This is a genomic window from Streptomyces sp. x-19, from assembly GCF_046549115.1.
Lineage (GTDB): Bacteria > Actinomycetota > Actinomycetes > Streptomycetales > Streptomycetaceae > Streptomyces > Streptomyces albulus_C.
This window is the reverse complement of record NZ_JAJPWK010000001.1, coordinates 811,583-827,654: the sequence shown is the minus strand read 5'-3', so window position 1 is coordinate 827,654 and position 16,072 is coordinate 811,583. Positions and strand designations below refer to the sequence as shown.

At 72.7% G+C, this 16,072-nt stretch carries 14 protein-coding genes; 7 read left to right on the top strand and 7 right to left on the bottom strand.

Translation table 11 applies throughout. The features are described 5' to 3' along the window. Positions 1-274 precede the first annotated feature (274 nt). Entirely contained in the window at positions 275-652 is a 378-nt protein-coding gene (locus ACLJT4_RS03865; RefSeq protein WP_411120969.1) for a hypothetical protein, read from the top strand. Positions 653-765: 113 nt separating this feature from the next. Here ACLJT4_RS03865 and ACLJT4_RS03860 read toward each other — a convergent pair whose 3' ends face one another. Then, positions 766-1,572 (bottom strand): S1 family peptidase, encoded by an 807-nt coding sequence (locus ACLJT4_RS03860; protein WP_411120968.1) that lies wholly within the window; start codon positions 1,570-1,572, stop codon positions 766-768. Between the two features lie 266 nt (positions 1,573-1,838). Between ACLJT4_RS03860 and ACLJT4_RS03855 the strand changes: the two genes are divergently transcribed. Next, on the top strand, positions 1,839-2,750 hold the full coding sequence (locus ACLJT4_RS03855; RefSeq protein WP_411120967.1) for a hypothetical protein: 912 nt from the start codon (positions 1,839-1,841) through the stop codon (positions 2,748-2,750). Between the two features lie 54 nt (positions 2,751-2,804). Here ACLJT4_RS03855 and ACLJT4_RS03850 read toward each other — a convergent pair whose 3' ends face one another. Further along, entirely contained in the window at positions 2,805-3,500 is a 696-nt protein-coding gene (locus tag ACLJT4_RS03850; protein WP_275465109.1) for an alpha/beta fold hydrolase, read from the bottom strand. Positions 3,501-3,679: 179 nt separating this feature from the next. Here ACLJT4_RS03850 and ACLJT4_RS03845 point away from each other — a divergent pair, with 179 nt between their 5' ends. Then, positions 3,680-4,723, top strand: coding sequence for a LacI family DNA-binding transcriptional regulator (locus ACLJT4_RS03845; protein ID WP_411120966.1), 1,044 nt, complete (start codon positions 3,680-3,682; stop codon positions 4,721-4,723). 42 nt (positions 4,724-4,765) lie between these two features. Here ACLJT4_RS03845 and ACLJT4_RS03840 read toward each other — a convergent pair whose 3' ends face one another. Next, entirely contained in the window at positions 4,766-5,497 is a 732-nt protein-coding gene (locus tag ACLJT4_RS03840; protein WP_411120965.1) for an MBL fold metallo-hydrolase, read from the bottom strand. Between the two features lie 167 nt (positions 5,498-5,664). On the opposite strand from ACLJT4_RS03840, the gene ACLJT4_RS03835 reads away from it, so the two are divergent. Together ACLJT4_RS03835 and ACLJT4_RS03830 are read left to right on the top strand one after the other, a co-directional pair. Beyond that, positions 5,665-6,162 carry a hypothetical protein gene (locus ACLJT4_RS03835; protein ID WP_411120964.1) on the top strand — a complete coding sequence of 166 codons (498 nt, stop codon included), beginning with the start codon at positions 5,665-5,667 and terminating at the stop codon, positions 6,160-6,162. 85 nt (positions 6,163-6,247) lie between these two features. Continuing rightward, positions 6,248-6,724: a PPOX class F420-dependent oxidoreductase gene (locus tag ACLJT4_RS03830; protein WP_344573726.1), complete on the top strand. Its 477-nt coding sequence runs from the start codon at positions 6,248-6,250 to the stop codon at positions 6,722-6,724. A gap of 16 nt (positions 6,725-6,740) precedes the next feature. On the opposite strand, the gene ACLJT4_RS03825 is transcribed toward ACLJT4_RS03830, so the two are convergent. Further along, complete coding sequence (locus ACLJT4_RS03825) at positions 6,741-7,463, bottom strand: SDR family NAD(P)-dependent oxidoreductase (protein WP_038518800.1); 723 nt, start codon at positions 7,461-7,463, stop codon at positions 6,741-6,743. Between the two features lie 104 nt (positions 7,464-7,567). Between ACLJT4_RS03825 and ACLJT4_RS03820 the strand changes: the two genes are divergently transcribed. Further along, entirely contained in the window at positions 7,568-8,149 is a 582-nt protein-coding gene (locus ACLJT4_RS03820; RefSeq protein ID WP_016573728.1) for a MarR family winged helix-turn-helix transcriptional regulator, read from the top strand. On the opposite strand, the gene ACLJT4_RS03815 is transcribed toward ACLJT4_RS03820, so the two are convergent. Beyond that, positions 8,127-8,918, bottom strand: a complete 792-nt coding sequence (locus ACLJT4_RS03815) for a winged helix-turn-helix domain-containing protein (RefSeq protein ID WP_411120963.1) — start codon at positions 8,916-8,918, stop codon at positions 8,127-8,129. The two genes, ACLJT4_RS03820 and ACLJT4_RS03815, sit on opposite strands and share 23 nt — an antisense overlap. Before the next feature lie 67 nt (positions 8,919-8,985). Between ACLJT4_RS03815 and ACLJT4_RS03810 the strand changes: the two genes are divergently transcribed. Next, entirely contained in the window at positions 8,986-9,552 is a 567-nt protein-coding gene (locus ACLJT4_RS03810; RefSeq protein WP_275465103.1) for a hypothetical protein, read from the top strand. A 159-nt stretch (positions 9,553-9,711) separates the two neighbouring features. Here ACLJT4_RS03810 and ACLJT4_RS03805 read toward each other — a convergent pair whose 3' ends face one another. Together ACLJT4_RS03805 and gltB are read right to left on the bottom strand one after the other, a co-directional pair. Continuing rightward, positions 9,712-11,172 carry a glutamate synthase subunit beta gene (locus ACLJT4_RS03805; protein ID WP_411120962.1) on the bottom strand — a complete coding sequence of 487 codons (1,461 nt, stop codon included), beginning with the start codon at positions 11,170-11,172 and terminating at the stop codon, positions 9,712-9,714. Further along, a complete protein-coding gene (gene gltB, locus ACLJT4_RS03800; protein ID WP_411120961.1) occupies positions 11,165-15,775 on the bottom strand; it encodes a glutamate synthase large subunit in 4,611 nt (1,536 codons plus the stop codon). The genes ACLJT4_RS03805 and gltB overlap by 8 nt, the downstream gene beginning before the upstream one ends. Positions 15,776-16,072 lie beyond the last annotated feature (297 nt).

Genomic DNA, 16,072 nt, shown 5'->3' with positions numbered 1-16,072 from the left:
GACGCCTCTCTTACGGGCCCGCTCCAGAAGTCCACGGTGTACCTCCACGCTACGACTCCACGCGACACCGAGACCGTACTCGTGCCCGCTACGCGCATGTCCGTATGCGGATGCCGCATGCGCGATGGTCGCACGTCGGCATGGGTCCGTTGACTGTACGCAAGTGCCCAAGTGCCGCTGAAGGGGCGGGTCTCGGCACTGCGGCGACCGACCCCTGGGTTCCCACCAGCGGGCTGCCGGCGCGCTTCCCCCATTGCTGACCAGACGAGGCTCCATGACCATCCAAGAGAAGAAGACCCCCGCCGTCCTCTACATCTGCGCGGAGCGCAGCCCCGCCGCACCGGGGCTGGCACGGCAGCGCGCCGAGGCCGAGGGGCGCGCACTCGCCCGTGGGCACAAGCTGGCGATCGTGGCAACGATCACTGATGCCTTCGGCGAGCCGGACCCGCGTCAGCGTTCCGGATGGATGCAGGTGCGGGAGCTGGCCGAGTTGGGCGCCGTAGGGGTGGCGATCATGCGCTGGCCGAACGCGCTCAGCCCACGTCATGAGCTGCGGTACCCCGAGATCGAGTACCTCGGTGGCTACGGCTGTCAGGTCCGGTTCTCCTGGGAGCCGCTGACCGTCATGGCCGGCCGTGGGGCGACTCGGTGAACGACGCCCATGCCCGACCGGCCCGAGAGCCGCCGGGGTGGCCACGACGCCGGATGGCGGTACGGGCCGGGGCCCGGGGGGTGGCCGGGCCCCGGCCGTCTGGGGTGGGCCGGTCAGCCGAGTTCGGCGGCGGCCTTCTTGATGTCCGCCGCGAAGGTGCTCACCTCGCTGTAGACGCCGGGCTTGCCGGGCCGGGCGCAGCCCTCGCCCCAGGAGACGATGCCGACCTGGATCCACTCGCCGGCGTCGTCCTTGCGGAACATCGGGCCGCCGGAGTCACCCTGGCAGGTGTCGACGCCGCCGGTGTCGAGCTTGCCGGCGCATATCTCGTCGCCGGGCGTGAGGGAGTCGCCGTACGCCTTCTGGCAGGTGGCGTCGTCGACGAACGGGACGGACGCCTTGAGGAGGTAGCGCTGTTGGTCGCCGCCCTCCTTGTCGGCGCCCCAGCCGGCGATGGTGAAGTCGCCCTTGTTGTAGGTGTCGTTCTCGGCGATCTTCAAGGTGGGCTGGTCGATGGGCTTGGCGAGCTTGATCAGGGCCCAGTCCTTGCCCTTGCCGTTGTAGCCGGGGGCCTGGAGGACCTGGGCGGAGTTGACCTTGACGGCCGCCGAGTCCTCCAGGTCGGCCACGCCGCCGGTGACGGTGATGGAGGTGTCGGGGCCGCTGCCGTCGACGCAGTGCGCGGCGGTGAGCACGATGTCCTTGGTGTAGAGGGCGCCGCCGCAGCCCATCGACAGCCGGACCATGAAGGGGAATTCGCCCTGGTCGGCACGGGTGCCGCCGACGACGTGGGAGTGCACGGAGCCGCCGGGGTCGGGGGCGGGGGCGGCCTGCGCCGCGGCGGGCTGGAGGCTGAACGCGGCGAGGGCGATCGCACCGGCGGCGGTGGTTCTCTTGAGGTGCTTCAGGGAGGTGCGCACGGGCTTTCCTTTCGTGGGGGGTCGAAAGCGTCATGACAGGCCCATGCCAAACCCGGCGCCGGGTACGGCCACCGCAAAATCCGCGCGGACGGCGGCAGCACACCGCAAAGCCTCCGGGCATCTGGGCAATGAACCCGTAAAGCGCCCTGTGATTATGTGGAGTCCGGGAACAGAGTGACAAGGGTCAACATCCGGCCAACTCCCTTACCCCCTACGCCCCGTACGCCCTGGTACCCCCCGGACCACCCCGGTCGTACAGTGTCCGGATGACCACCGGCGGCAGCGCGATCGCACACGGCTTCCCGCACCTCGACACGGTCCGCGCGGCCCTCACGGCGCTCTTCCGGCGCCTGTCCCACGACACCGTGAGCACCTTCCCCACCAGCGTGCTGCCGGTGGACGTCGCCTTCGACGACGACGAGGACCTCCACCTGGGCGCCCAGCGCGTCGCCCGCGCCATGGTCCGCCAACTACACCTGCCGGACGCCCGGATCGTGATCACCTTCCGCGAGATGGAGCACGCCGCGACCGTGGAACTGACCGCCGGGCCGGAGTACTTCGTCGAACTCAACGACCGCTTCCGACGGCACCGCAAGGACATCGGCGCCGCCCTCGCCCACGAGGTCACCCACGTCTGGCTGCACCGACTGGACCTGTCCTTCCCCGGCACCCGCGACAACGAGATCCTCACCGACACCGCCGCCACCTACCTCGGCGCCGGCTGGCTGCTGCTGGACGCGTACCGCGAACACGGTCCGTTCTCGCAGAAGCTGGGCTACCTGACGCCCGAGGAGTTCGGCTACGTGCTGGCCAAGCGCGCCGCCTTCTTCGGCGAGGACCCGTCGCCGTGGTTCACCAGCCCGCAGGCGTACGACGCGTACACCGCCGGGCGGGCGCGGGCCGAGCAGGACGCCCGCCGCCCGCCGCTCGCCGGCGCCGGCTGGGCCGCCCGGCTCCGCTACGCCAAGGACCGCCGCGCGGCCGGGACCGCGCACCGCCCCGCGCCCGCCGCCGGCCCCGGCGGCGACTACGCCTTCGAGTCCACCCCCGGCACCGGCACGCCGTTGCGGGTGTCCTTCCCCTGCCCGGTCTGCTGCCAGCGGATCCGCGTCCCGGTCCGCGGACGCCTCCAGGCCCGCTGCGGCCTGTGCAGGACCCTGCTGGACTGCGACACCTGACGACGCGTCAACCTCGGGGGTCGCGGGGCCGGCCGGCCCCGCGACCCGGCCGGTTCAGATCCACCCCTCCAGCCCGGCCAGGAAGCCGTCGAAGTCGTCGCGGTGGATGGTGTGCCCGGCGCCCTGCACCGTGCGCACCTCGAAGCCGCGTCGGGCCAGCTCCTTGCCCGCCTCCCGCGTGAAGAGGAACCCCTCCCCCGCGATCTGCACCAACGACGGCACCAACGGCCGCTCCGGTGTCCGGTCCTGGAGGTGGCCACCGGAGAGCGCCAGCGCCGTCCCGGTGTCCCAGTCCGCGATCGTGGCCAGCTCGACCGCGACGTCGACGTCGTCCCAGCGCGGGTTGAAGGCGCGCACCCGGGACGCGTCGGCGTTCTTGAACGTCACGAACACCGCCGGGTCGACGGCCTGCCCGACACCGGCCAACGACCACGCCGGATCGCAGTAGACCGCGCGCCGCGGCCGCAGCCGTTCGACCGCCAGGGACAGCGCGAGCCCGCCCAGCGAGTGCCCGAGGACGACGTCGGCGCCGACCGGCAGGGTGTCCACCAGGTCGTCGGCGAACAGTTCGGCGCCGTAGTCGCCGCGCGGACTGCGGCCGTGGCCGCGCAGGTCGACGCCGATGACGCGGTATCCGCGGGCGGCGAGGGCCGGCCCGACCCGATGCCAGGTGCGGTGGTCGGACATGATCCCGTGGATCAGCACCGCGGTCCGGTCGCCGTCGCCCCACTCGTGGGTGTGCAGCTGCATCCGTGCCTCTCTCCCGCTCGTCTCCCGCCCGCTAGCGGGCGCCGGTGCGTCGCGCGCGGGGCCCGCAAGGGCCGTCCGGCACGGCCGCACGGTCGAAGTTACACGTGTAAGTTGTCGGCAGGGCGTAAGCGGCGCCGTGCTCCGGCGCCCAGCACCCCTGTGCGAGGATGCCCACCAGCATGACCGATCCCACCGGCCGCGAGGCCGTTCCAACACCCCCGACCAGCGCGGCCGTTGCCCGCCGCGCCGGGGTCTCGCGCGCGACCGTCTCGTACGTGCTCAACGGCCAGGCCGCCGGGCGCGTCGGCGCCGGCGCCCAGGCCCGGGTGCGGGCCGCCGCCGAGGAGTTGGGGTACGTCCCGCACGCGGCCGCGCGCAGCCTGCGGGCCGGTCGGGGCCGGATCGTGCTGCTGGCCGCGCCGGCGGACACCGCACCCGTCTTCGGCCCGCTGTTCACCGACTTCCTGGCCGGTTTCCAGAGCGCGCTGCACCGCCTCGGCTACACCGGCGTGCTGCACGGCGCACCCGCCGACTCCCCGCTGGCCGCCGCCCGCGCCTGGGCCGAACTCCGCCCCGCCGCCGTACTGACCCTGCACGACCCGCCGTTGGACGCACCCGCCGTGGAACTGCTCAAGCGGGCCGGCACCGCGGCGGTGCTCACCCCCGGCCCGCAGGCACCGCCCGGCGCCCACGCCCTCCTGCTGGACCAGTCCGAGGCCGGCCGCCGGGCCGGGGCGCACCTGCTCACCGCGGGCCGCCGCCGGATCGGCGTGGTGCTGCCGGCCGAACCGGGCCTGGCCGCCCTGGCCGATCCGCGACTGGCCGGCCTGCGGGCGGTGGCCGCCGGCCACCCCGAGGCCACGGTGCACCCCCTGGACCTGGCGCTCACCGAGGAGTCCGCCGCCCGGCTCGTCGCCCGGTGGCCGGCGCTCGGCCTGGACGCGGTCTTCACCTACAACGACGCGTACGCGATGCTCCTGATGCGCGCCCTCCAGGACGCCGGTCACGCGATCGGGACCGGCCCTGGGCGGATCGCGGTGGTCGGCGCGGACGACCTGCTGCTGGCCCGGCTGCTGCGCCCCCGGCTGACCAGCGTCCGTACCGAGGCCGTCGCCCCGGACCGGCTCGCCCTCCTGGTCGACGCCCTCGTCCGGGCCCCGTCGACGCCACCGACCACCCACCGGCTCGGGACCTTCCGTGTCGTGCCCCGTGAATCCGGCTGACGAAACGTCACATACACCTGCACTCACCGGACTTGGGGTGCCTCACCGCCAATCCGCCTCCGGGGTCGCCGCCGCCAGGGCCGCGTGACCGTCGGAGCGGACCGGCACGCCGTGCGGCACGCAGACGGTGTCGACCTCGTCGAGGGCGGCCAGCCGGCGGAAGGAGGCGACGGCCCGGGCGCGATCGACGTTGAGGGGCCCGAGCAGGACCCGGGTGCCGTCGGGGTCGGTGGCGATGGTGTCTCCGGGGAAGAGCACCCGACTCTCCGGAAGGTGCAGGGCGATGCTGCCGGGGGTGTGGCCGGGGACGTGCAGCACCCGGGCGGGCTCCGGCCAGCCGTCGAGGACGTCGCCGTCGTGGAGCGCGACGTCGACCCGGGTGTGGCGCGGCGGCGGGACCCCGTCGGCGGCGATGCCGGCCAGCACCCGCTCGTGCAGGGCCCGTTCGACGGGGGTGAGGTCCGGCGACGGCTCGGGCCGGGTGCCGTCGACGTACGGGACCTCCGGCGCACCGGCCAGGACCCGGGCCCCGGTGGCGGCCACCAGGTCGGCGGCGGAGCCCATGTGGTCCACGTGGCAGTGGGTGAGCACGATCTGGCGCAGCGCTCCGGGGCGGCCGCCGAGCCGGGTGATCGCGTCGAGGATCGCGGGGGCCGAGCCGGGCAGTCCGGTGTCGACCGCGGCGTAGGCGCCGTCGGAGAGTGCGACGAGGTAGACGTGGCCCACGGGGAAGGGCAGTTGCCAGACGTGCGGGGCGAGCCGTTGGAGGTCCATGGTCGGGACGCTATTCGTCGGCGGGGTCGGGCAGCGGCGCTGTCTGCCGTGGGCAGATGGAGCGAGCGGCGCACCGGACGGCGGGTGGTCCGGACCGGACGTCCGCCGGACGGAACCCGCCGTGCCCCTGACACGTCCCATCCGCGACCGACCCGAGGAGGCACGTCATGCAGCACCCCGCCCACTCCACCCGTCCGCGTACCCGTGTGACCGCCCTGGTCGTCGCCCTCGCCTCGGCCGGCGCCGTCGCGCTCACCGGGTGCGGCAAGGGCACGCAGACCGTGGGCGCCGCACCGCCGCCGCGCGCCAAGGACGCCTTCGAGACGCGGGCCGCGCAGATAGTGCGGGACTGGCCGAAGGTCGCCCCGGTGTCCGGCCGGCAGGAGGCTCTGCTGCCGCTGGCCGGCGCGGACCACCCCACGCGCCCGGACGCCAAGGAGCTCACGGTGACCGTCGGCCACAGCGCCTGCGACGCCGGCTACGGCGCCCGCGTCCTGGAGTCCAAGGAACTGGTCGTGGTGTCCGGATGGGGCAAGAAGAAGAACCCCAAGGGGATGTGCACCGAGCAGTTGGCCACCGACAAGACGAAGGTGCGGTTGGACGGCCCGCTGGCGGGCCGCAAGGTGGTGGACGCGGCCACCGGCAAGCAACTGCTGAAGGGCTGAACCGACCACCGGGCCGCGGCGAACCGGGCGGCGGGAGCCGTGTGGGTTCGCCCCGGAGCGCACCGGACACCCTAGGCTCGCGTGCATGAGCCCTTCCATCGCCACCACCACCCGTGTCGACCTGTCCGAGCTGCTGGAGTTCGTCCGCCCGCGGCACCGCGCGATCCTGCTCACCCGCCGCGCCGACGGCACCCCGCAGGGTTCGCCGCTGACCTGCGGGGTGGACGACTCCGGTCGGCTGGTGATGTCGACGTACCCGGAGCGGGCCAAGGTCCGCAACGTCCGCCGGGTCGCGTCGGTCAGCGTGCTCGTGCTGTCCGACGAGTGGACCGGCCCGTGGGTGCAGGTCGACGGCGAGGCCGAGGTGGTCGACTCCCCGGACTCCCTGGAGCCGTTGGTCGAGTACTACCGCAACATCGCCGGCGAGCACCCGGACTGGGACGAGTACCGCGCGGCGATGCGCAAGCAGGGCAAGTCCCTGATCCGCGTCACGCCCCGGCGCTGGGGCCCCATCGCGACCGGCGGCTTCCCGGCCCGTCTGGTGGCGGGCGACGCCGGCTGAGGGACGGGGCGCAGCCTCAACGGGTGGTGTGCGCGCCCCCGTTGACGTTCAGCACCTGCCCGGTGACGTGCCGGGCCGCCGGCGACGCCAGGAACGCCACCGCGCCGGTGATGTCGTCCACGGAGCCGGGGCGGCCGGTGGCGGTGTCCGCGACCAGCCGCTCCCGGCGCGCGTCGGCGAGCCGGTCCCGGAAGAACTCGGTGTCGGCGATGTAGCCGGGCGCGACCACGTTGGCGGTGATCCCGCGTGGGCCGAGCAGTCGGGCGAGTTCGACGTTCCAGGAGGCGAGTCCGGCCTTGGCCGCCCCGTAGGAGCCGGAACCCTGGTCGGCGGCGATGGACCCGATGTGGATGACCGCTCCGCCGTCCGCCAGCCGGTCCTCCAGGGCCCGGGTGGTCAGCGCGGCGCCGAGCAGGTTGGCGTCGAGGTTGGCGCGGAAGTCCCGGGCGTAGGAGGCCAGGTCGGTGCCGCCGTCGGCGTCGAAGTCGGTCTGTCCGCCGGCGTTGTTGACGAGGACGTCGAGGCGTTCGGGCAGTTCCGCGGCGAGCCGGAGCAGCGCCGCGGGGTCGGTGTGGTCGCAGACCAGGGCGGTCACCCCGGCGACGGCGTCCGCGACGGCTCGGAGCGGGCCGGGGCGCCGGCCGGTGATGACGACGTGGTCGCCGTGGCCCGCGAAGTGCGCGGCGAGGGCGCGGCCGATGCCGGTGCCGCCGCCGGTGATCAGGAGGGTGCGTGCCATATGCTGAGCTCCGTCCGTGTCTTTTAGATCTAAATGCACAACTCGCGACCGCCCTCCGTTGAGGGCTAAATTTAGACCTGAACATAACACTCCCAGGAGGTCCGGTGGCAAGCGAAGCCGCGACGCAGGACGGCGCCGACCACCCCGAGGCCCGCGCCGCCGGCTATCCCGTCGAGGAGATCGCCGCCGCCTGGCGCCGCGAGCGCCCGGGCACGCCGGTCTCCTCCATCGGGATCGTCACGCCCATCTGGCGGCTGGCCAAGCTCCTGGGCGACGACCGGCGCCGGGTACTGAGCGGCGCCGGGATGGACCCGGCCACCCTCGACCTCCTGAGCGTGCTGCGCCGCGGCGGCCCGCCGTACACCCTGACCACCCGGGAGCTGGGCCAACGCTCCATGATCACCGCCGGGGCGGTCTCCCAACGGGTGGCCCGCGCCGAACGCGACGGCCTGGTCACCCGGCGCCCCGGCGAGGGCCGCCCGCGCACCGTCCTGGTCGAACTGACCCCGGCCGGCCACCACCTCGTCGAGTCCACCGTCGACCGCGTACTGGGCCGCGAGGCCGAGCTGATCGAGGCGCTCGCCCCCGCACAGCAGGAGCAGTTGGCCGGGCTGCTGCGGGTCCTCCTCCAGGACGTCCAGCACCGCCTCGGCGACGACCGGATCACCCAGGTCGGCGAGGACTGACCTCCGTCCGGTCCCGCGCCGGCGGCGCCGCCGGCGTGGGCGTGAGCACCTCGTCGGGCAACCCCAGCCGGGCCCGGAAGGCGACCCGGCCGGCCTCGGTGACCGCGAGGATCCGGCTGGCCGGGGCCCTGATGACCCAGCGGTGCTCCAGCGCGTGCCGGTAGAGGGCGGCCCCGACCGCACCGGAGAGGTGCTGGCGCCGCGAGGTCCAGTCGAGGCAGGTGCGCACGTGCGCCCGGTGCGTCGACGAGTGCCCGCCGCCCTCGATGCCCAGCGCGACCAGCCACGCGGCGCCCGCGTCGGTCAGCTCCAGTCCGTGCTCCCGCCCCAGCAGGCCGCGTTCGGTCATCGCCTCGGCGATGGCCACCCCGAGGGCCCCGGCGATGTGGTCGTAGCAGGTGCGGGCGTGATGCAGGGCCCGGCGGTGGTTGGCCTCGGCCAGCGAGCGGATCCGCACCCGGCGGTAGGGGGCGAGCCCGGCGAGGTTCTCCAGGATCTCGGCGGTGTCCGGCCCGGCCAACCTGACGTGGCGCCGTCGCCCCCGCCGTTCCTCGGCCAGCAGACCGCCGGCGACCAGGAGGTTGAGGTGCTCGGTCGCGGTGGACGGCGCCACCCCGGCGTACTCGGCCAGCTCGCCGGCGGTCCATGTGCCGCCGTCGAGCAGGGCGATGCAGATGGCGGCGCGGGTCCGGTCCGCGAGCAGCGCCGCGAGGGCTGCGACATCGGGGGTTTCCGTGGTGCTTTCGTGATCGGCGTCCCATCGAATCATGTGCAGAGCGTAATCACATATAACACTTCGGTGAGCGCCGAATCGTCCGGCTTCTATCCTCAAGAACATGAAATCCGCGCTGGAGAAGAGCAGTTCGGTCGTGCCGGCGCTGCTGTCAACGGAGAACGACGACGGGACGTTCGTGCTGGTCGCGCTACAGGTCCGGTGGGACCTCGGCCCCGTGGTGAGCGTCTGGTTGCCCGCCCGGGGGTGCACCGCACAGAACCTCGCGGTGCGCCCCGACGTTGTCTTCAACCTGCCGCCCGGGGGGACAGCGACCCAGGAAGGAACGGGCGGCGGCCCCGAGGGAGAGGTCCCGTGGACGGAGCCCTCCGAGCTCGTCCGCCCGCCCCGACTGGCGCACTGCCCGGTGCAGTTGGAGGCCCGGCGGGTCGGCGAGCGGACGGTGACCGACGGCGCCTGGACCCAGATCGAGGCGCAGGTGCTGCGGGTGCACGCGGACCCGCGCTGGGTGCTGCCGCTGGGCGACGGGGCCATCGACGTGTCGGCCTGGCGCGCGCCGGTGCACGACTTCCGGCCGCCGGACACTCCCCCGCAGCAGGCCGTGCCCGCGCCCGCCCGGGAACTCGCCCAGCAGTTGGGACGGCGCTTCCCCGCCCAGCGGGACGGCTAGCACGAGCGGGCCGGCGGGCACCCGCACGGCCCGGGAACGACAGTGCGGCGCCTGCCCTCCGGTCGGGGTGGAGGGGCAGGCGCCGCCGTACGGGGCCGGGCTCTCACCCGGTCCCCGTGCCTCCGTACGACGCTGTACGGGACATTCGGGGACGGACGCTCACGCCGTCAGGGCGCGGTCCGTCGGCTTGATCGGGGCCGGCAGGGCGCTGGCTCCGGTGAGGAAGCGGTCCACGCCGCGGGCGGCCGAGCGGCCTTCGGCGATGGCCCACACGATCAGCGACTGACCGCGGCCGGCGTCACCGGCGACGAAGACACCGGGGACGTTGGTGGCGAAGTCCGCGTCGCGGGCGACGTTGCCGCGCTGGTCCAGCTCCACCCCGAACTGCTCGACCAGGCCGTTCTTCTGGTCGATGCCGGTGAAGCCCATCGCGAGGGTGACCAGCTGGGCCGGGATCTTCCGCTCGGTGCCGGGCTTCTGCTCCAGCTTGCCGTCCTTGAACTCCACCTCGATCAGGTGCAGCCACTGGACGTTGCCGTCCTCGTCGCCCTCGAAGTGGGTGGTGGAGACCGAGTAGATCCGCTCGCCGCCCTCCTCGTGCGCGGAGGTGACCTTGTAGAGCATCGGGAAGGTCGGCCAGGGCTGGTGCGCGGCCCGCTCCTCGCCCGGCCTCGGCATGATCTCCAGCTGGGTCACCGACAGGGCGCCCTGCCGGTGCGCGGTGCCGACGCAGTCCGCGCCGGTGTCGCCGCCGCCGATGACGACCACGTGCTTGCCCTCGGCGCTGATCGGGGCGACGGTCAGGTCGCCCTCCTGCACCTTGTTGGCCAGCGGCAGGTACTCCATCGCGAAGTGGATGCCGTTCAGCTCGCGGCCGGGCACCGGCAGGTCGCGGGAGGTGGTGGCGCCGGCCGCGATGACCACCGCGTCGTACCGCTTGCGCAGCTTGCGGGCGTCGAGGTCGCGGCCGATCTCCACCTCCGTGCGGAACTTGGTGCCCTCCGCGCGCATCTGCTCGATGCGGCGGTTGATGTGCCGCTTCTCCATCTTGAACTCGGGGATGCCGTAGCGGAGCAGGCCGCCGATGCGGTCCGCGCGCTCGTACACCGCCACCGTGTGACCGGCGCGGGTCAGCTGCTGGGCGGCGGCCAGACCTGCCGGGCCGGAGCCGATGACGGCGACGGTCTTGCCCGAGAGCCGCTCGGGCGGCTGCGGGGTGACGTCACCGTGGTCCCACGCCTGGTCGATGATGGAGACCTCGACGTTCTTGATGGTGACCGGCTGCTGGTTGATGCCCAGCACGCAGGCCGCCTCGCAGGGGGCGGGGCACAGCCGACCGGTGAACTCCGGGAAGTTGTTGGTCGCGTGCAGCCGCTCGCTGGCCGCGGTCCAGTCCTCGCGGTAGGCGTAGTCGTTCCACTCGGGGATGAGGTTGCCCAGCGGGCAGCCGTTGTGGCAGAAGGGGATGCCACAGTCCATGCAGCGCGACGCCTGCTTGGTGATGATCGGCAGCAGGGAGCCGGGCTGGTAGACCTCGTTCCAGTCCTTGACGCGCTCCTCGACGGGGCGGGTCTGGGCGTGCTCGCGCTCGTGGGTCAGGAAGCCCTTGGGGTCAGCCATTGGTCGCCGCCTCCATCATCTTCTCGTGGGTCTCGGACTCGGAGAGCCCGGCCTGCTCGGCGGCTTCCTTGGCGGCGAGCACTGCCTGGTACGTCGACGGGATGACCTTGCTGAAGCGCGCGGCCGCGGCATCCCAATCGGCGAGGAGCTTCTCGGCCACGGTGGAGCCGGTCTCCTCCTGGTGGCGGCGCACCACGTCGTGCAACCACTGCTTGTCTGCGTCGTCCAACGGACCGACCGCGTCGGCGAGTTCCTTGTTGACGTTGGCCGGGTCCAGGTCGATGACGTAGGCGGAGCCGCCGGACATGCCGGCCGCGAAGTTGCGGCCCGTCTCGCCCAGGACGACCGCGCTGCCCCCGGTCATGTACTCGCAGCCGTGGTCGCCGACGCCCTCGGAGACCACCGTGGCACCGGAGTTGCGGACGCAGAACCGCTCGCCGACCCGGCCGCGCAGGAACAGTTCGCCGCCGGTGGCGCCGTAGGCGAGGGTGTTGCCGGCGATGGTGGAGTACTCGGCGAGGTGGTCGGCGCCGCGGTCCGGGCGGACCACGATCCGGCCGCCGGACAGGCCCTTGCCGACGTAGTCGTTGGCGTCGCCCTCCAGGCGGAGGGTGACGCCGCGCGGCAGGAAGGCGCCGAACGACTGGCCGGCCGACCCGGTGAAGGTGAGGTCGATGGTGTCCTCGGGCAGGCCCGCACCGCCGAACTTCTTGGTGACCTCGTGGCCGAGCATGGTGCCGACGGTCCGGTTGATGTTGCGGATCGCGACCTGGGCGCGCACCGGCTGGGCGGCCTCGGCGCTGTCCGCGGACAGCGCGTCGGCGGCCAGCTCGATCAGCTCGTTGTCCAGCGCCTTCGCCAGGCCGTGGTCCTGGACGGTGACCTGGTGGCGGACCGCGCCCTCGGCCAGGTCGGGGACGTGCAGCAGCGGGGCGAGGTCCAGGCCCTGGGCCTTCCAGTGGTCCACCGCCCGCGCGACGTTGAGGACCTCGGCGTGCCCGATGGCCTCGTCCAGCGTGCGGAAGCCCAGCTCGGCGAGGAGTTCGCGGACCTCCTCGGCGATGAACTCGAAGAAGTTGACGACGAACTCGGCCTTGCCGCTGAACCGCTCGCGCAGCACCGGGTTCTGGGTGGCGATGCCGACCGGACAGGTGTCCAGGTGGCAGACGCGCATCATCACGCAGCCGGAGACCACCAGCGGGGCGGTGGCGAAGCCGAACTCCTCGGCGCCCAGCAGGGCCGCGATGACCACGTCGCGGCCGGTCTTGAGCTGGCCGTCGGTCTGCACCACGATGCGGTCGCGCAGGCCGTTGAGCAGCAGCGTCTGCTGGGTCTCGGCCAGACCCAGCTCCCAGGGACCACCGGCGTGCTTCAGCGACGTCAGGGGCGAGGCCCCGGTGCCGCCGTCGTGGCCGGAGATCAGGACGACGTCCGCATGCGCCTTGGAGACGCCCGCCGCGACCGTGCCGACGCCGACCTCGGAGACCAGCTTCACGTGGATGCGGGCGGCCGGGTTGGCGTTCTTGAGGTCGTGGATCAGCTGGGCCAGGTCCTCGATGGAGTAGATGTCGTGGTGCGGCGGCGGCGAGATCAGGCCGACGCCCGGGGTGGAGTGCCGGGTCTTCGCGACCCACGGGTAGACCTTGTGGCCGGGCAGCTGGCCGCCCTCGCCGGGCTTGGCGCCCTGGGCCATCTTGATCTGGATGTCGTCGGCGTTGACGAGGTACTCGGAGGTCACGCCGAACCGGCCGGACGCCACCTGCTTGATGCTGGAGCGGCGCGCCGGGTCGTAGAGGCGGTCCGGGTCCTCGCCGCCCTCGCCGGTGTTGGACTTGGCCCCGAGCTGGTTCATGGCGATGGCCAGGGTCTCGTGGGCCTCGCGGGAGATCGATCCGTAGGACATCGCACCGGTGGAGAACCGCTTGACGATCTCGGACGCCGGCTCCACCTCGTCCAGGGGGATGGCCTGGCGGTCGGCCCCGAAGGAGAACAGGCCGCGCAGCGTCATCAGCCGCTCCGCCTGCTCATTCACCCGTTCGGTGTACTGCTTGAAGATGTCGTAGCGGCGCGCACGGGTGGCGTGCTGGAGCCGGAAGACGGTGTCCGGGTCGAAGAGGTGCGGCTCGCCCTCACGACGCCACTGGTACTCGCCGCCGATCTCCAGGGCACGGTGGGTGGCGGCGATGCCGGAGGCCGGGTACGCCTTGGCGTGCCGCGCCGCGACCTCGCGGGCGATGACGTCCAGACCGGCGCCGCCGATCTTGGTGGTGGTGCCGTGGAAGTACTGCGCGACGAATTCCTCGTCCAGGCCGATCGCCTCGAAGACCTGCGCGCCGCGGTAGGAGGCGACGGTGGAGATGCCCATCTTGGACATCACCTTCAGCACGCCCTTGCCGAGCGCCTTGATGAGGTTCTTCAGGGCGGTGTCGGTCTCCACGCCGGGCAGGAAGGTGCCGGCCCGGACCAGGTCCTCGACGGACTCCATGGCCAGGTACGGGTTGACCGCGGCGGCGCCGAAGCCGATCAGCAGCGCGACGTGGTGCACCTCGCGGACGTCACCGGCCTCGACCAGCAGCCCGACCTGGGTGCGGGTCTTGGTGGCGATGAGGTGGTGGTGGACCGCGGCGGTGAGCAGCAGCGACGGGATCGGCGCGTGCTCGGCGTCCGAGTGGCGGTCGGAGAGGACGATCAGCCGGGCGCCGTCGGCGATGGCGGCGTCGGCCTCGGTGCGGATCTGCTCGATGCGGTCGGCCAGCGCCTCGCCGCCGCCGGAGACCCGGTAGAGGCCGGAGAGGGTCACGGCCTTCATGCCCGGCATGTCGCCGTCGGCGTTGATGTGGACGAGCTTGGCCAGCTCGTCGTTGTCGATGACCGGGAACGGCAGGGTCACGCTGCGGCAGGAGCCCGCGGTGGGCGCGAGGAGGTTGCCCTGGGGGCCGAGGGAGGAGATCAGGGAGGTGACCAGCTCCTCCCTGATCGCGTCCAGCGGCGGGTTGGTGACCTGCGCGAACAGCTGGGTGAAGTAGTCGAAGAGCAGCCGGGGGCGCTCGGAGAGCGCGGCGATCGGCGAGTCGGTGCCCATGGAGCCGATCGGCTCGGCGCCGGTCTTGGCCATCGGGGCGAGGATGACCCGCAGCTCCTCCTCGGTGTAGCCGAAGGTCTGCTGGCGGCGGGTGACCGAGGCGTGGGTGTGCACGATGTGCTCGCGCTCGGGCAGGTCGGCGAGGTCGATCAGGCCGGCGTCGAGCCACTCCTGGTAGGGCTGCTCGGCGGCGAGCTGCGCCTTGACCTCGTCGTCCTCGATGATGCGGTGCTCGGCGGTGTCCACGAGGAACATCCGGCCCGGCTGGAGGCGGCCCTTGCGGACGACCTTGGCGGGGTCGATGTCCAGGACGCCGACCTCGGAGGAGAGCACGACCAGACCGTCGTCGGTGACCCAGTAGCGGCCCGGGCGCAGACCGTTGCGGTCCAGGACCGCGCCGACCTGGACGCCGTCGGTGAAGGTGACGCAGGCCGGGCCGTCCCAGGGCTCCATCATCGTGGAGTGGTACTGGTAGAAGGCCCGTCGGGCCGGGTCCATGGCGGTGGCGTTCTCCCACGCCTCGGGGACCATCATCAGCACCGCGTGCGGCAGCGAGCGCCCGCCGAGGTGGAGCAGCTCCAGGACCTCGTCGAAGGAGGCGGAGTCGGAGGCGTCCGGGGTGCAGACGGGGAACAGCCGGTCGAGGGTCTCGGGGTCCCCGTTGCCGAAGAGCGCGCTGGCCAGCTGGGACTCGCGGGCGCGCATCCAGTTGCGGTTGCCCTTGACCGTGTTGATCTCGCCGTTGTGGGCGACGAAGCGGTACGGGTGGGCGAGCGGCCAGCTCGGGAAGGTGTTGGTGGAGAACCGCGAGTGGACCAGTGCGATGGCGGTGGCGAACCGGCGGTCGGACAGGTCCGGGAAGAAGGGTTCCAGCTGGCCGGTGGTGAGCATGCCCTTGTAGACCAGGGTGCGGGCGGACAGCGAGGGGAAGTAGACCCCGGCCTCCCGCTCGGCGCGCTTGCGCAGCGCGAACGCCTTGCGGTCCAGCGCCAGACCGGTGTTCTTCCGGTCCGCGACGAACAGCTGGGAGAAGGCCGGCATGGTGGCGCGGGCGCCGTTGCCCAGCAGCTGCGGGGCGACCGGGACGACCCGCCAGCCGAGGACCTCCAGGCCCTCCTCACCGGCGATCGTCTCGATCTTCGAGACGGCGGCGGCCGCATCGTGCGCGTCGGAGGGCAGGAAGGCGATGCCGACCGCGTAGGAGCCGGCCGCGGGGAGCTCGAAGGTGACGTTCTCGCGAAGGAACGCGTCCGGAACCTGGAGCAGGATGCCCGCGCCGTCGCCCGAGTCGGGCTCGGAGCCGGTGGCACCGCGGTGCTCCAGATTCGTCAGCACGGTCAGGGCCCGTTCGACCAGGGCGTGGCTGGCCTCACCGGTGAGCGTGGCCACGAAGCCGACGCCGCAGGCGTCGTGCTCGTTGCGCGGGTCGTACATGCCCTGCTGGGCGGGGCGGCCGTCCATGGGCGACCAAGCGGCGGCGGCGCTGCTGGTGGTCGCGGAGTGCGTGGACGCGTAGCGCATCGGCTCTCCCAACGTCGTCGTGGCATTTGCATTGCCGAGGGACGACGTTGGCCCTCCGCGAAATTTCGTGCAGGTTACAGGATGGCTCGCTTCTCAAAAAGCGGAAGATGCCTTCCAACATGCGGACACCGCACCGGCGGTGAAACGGAATTTCTCAGGAATACGGACGGAAACGAGCCGCCCTCTGCGGCGGCGTTCGGCGAGCGACATTGCCCGCGACGCCAGGGCCTTATGCCCGGTCGTCAACAAACCGAAACCGCTGGGTAACGCGGCAATCATGCGGTCACCCGAATGGGA

Bases quoted from the DNA above. Each gene is read 5' to 3' on its own strand.
- ACLJT4_RS03865 (WP_411120969.1), top strand. From the start codon at position 275: ATGACCATCCAAGAGAAGAAGACCCCCGCCGTCCTCTACATCTGCGCG.
- ACLJT4_RS03855 (WP_411120967.1), top strand. From the start codon at position 1,839: ATGACCACCGGCGGCAGCGCGATCGCACACGGCTTCCCGCACCTCGAC.
- ACLJT4_RS03850 (WP_275465109.1), bottom strand. From the start codon at position 3,500: ATGCAGCTGCACACCCACGAGTGGGGCGACGGCGACCGGACCGCGGTG.
- ACLJT4_RS03845 (WP_411120966.1), top strand. From the start codon at position 3,680: ATGACCGATCCCACCGGCCGCGAGGCCGTTCCAACACCCCCGACCAGC.
- ACLJT4_RS03840 (WP_411120965.1), bottom strand. From the start codon at position 5,497: ATGGACCTCCAACGGCTCGCCCCGCACGTCTGGCAACTGCCCTTCCCC.
- ACLJT4_RS03835 (WP_411120964.1), top strand. From the start codon at position 5,665: ATGCAGCACCCCGCCCACTCCACCCGTCCGCGTACCCGTGTGACCGCC.
- ACLJT4_RS03830 (WP_344573726.1), top strand. From the start codon at position 6,248: ATGAGCCCTTCCATCGCCACCACCACCCGTGTCGACCTGTCCGAGCTG.
- ACLJT4_RS03825 (WP_038518800.1), bottom strand. From the start codon at position 7,463: ATGGCACGCACCCTCCTGATCACCGGCGGCGGCACCGGCATCGGCCGC.
- ACLJT4_RS03815 (WP_411120963.1), bottom strand. From the start codon at position 8,918: ATGATTCGATGGGACGCCGATCACGAAAGCACCACGGAAACCCCCGAT.
- ACLJT4_RS03810 (WP_275465103.1), top strand. From the start codon at position 8,986: ATGAAATCCGCGCTGGAGAAGAGCAGTTCGGTCGTGCCGGCGCTGCTG.
- ACLJT4_RS03805 (WP_411120962.1), bottom strand. From the start codon at position 11,172: ATGGCTGACCCCAAGGGCTTCCTGACCCACGAGCGCGAGCACGCCCAG.
- gltB (WP_411120961.1), bottom strand. From the start codon at position 15,775: ATGCGCTACGCGTCCACGCACTCCGCGACCACCAGCAGCGCCGCCGCC.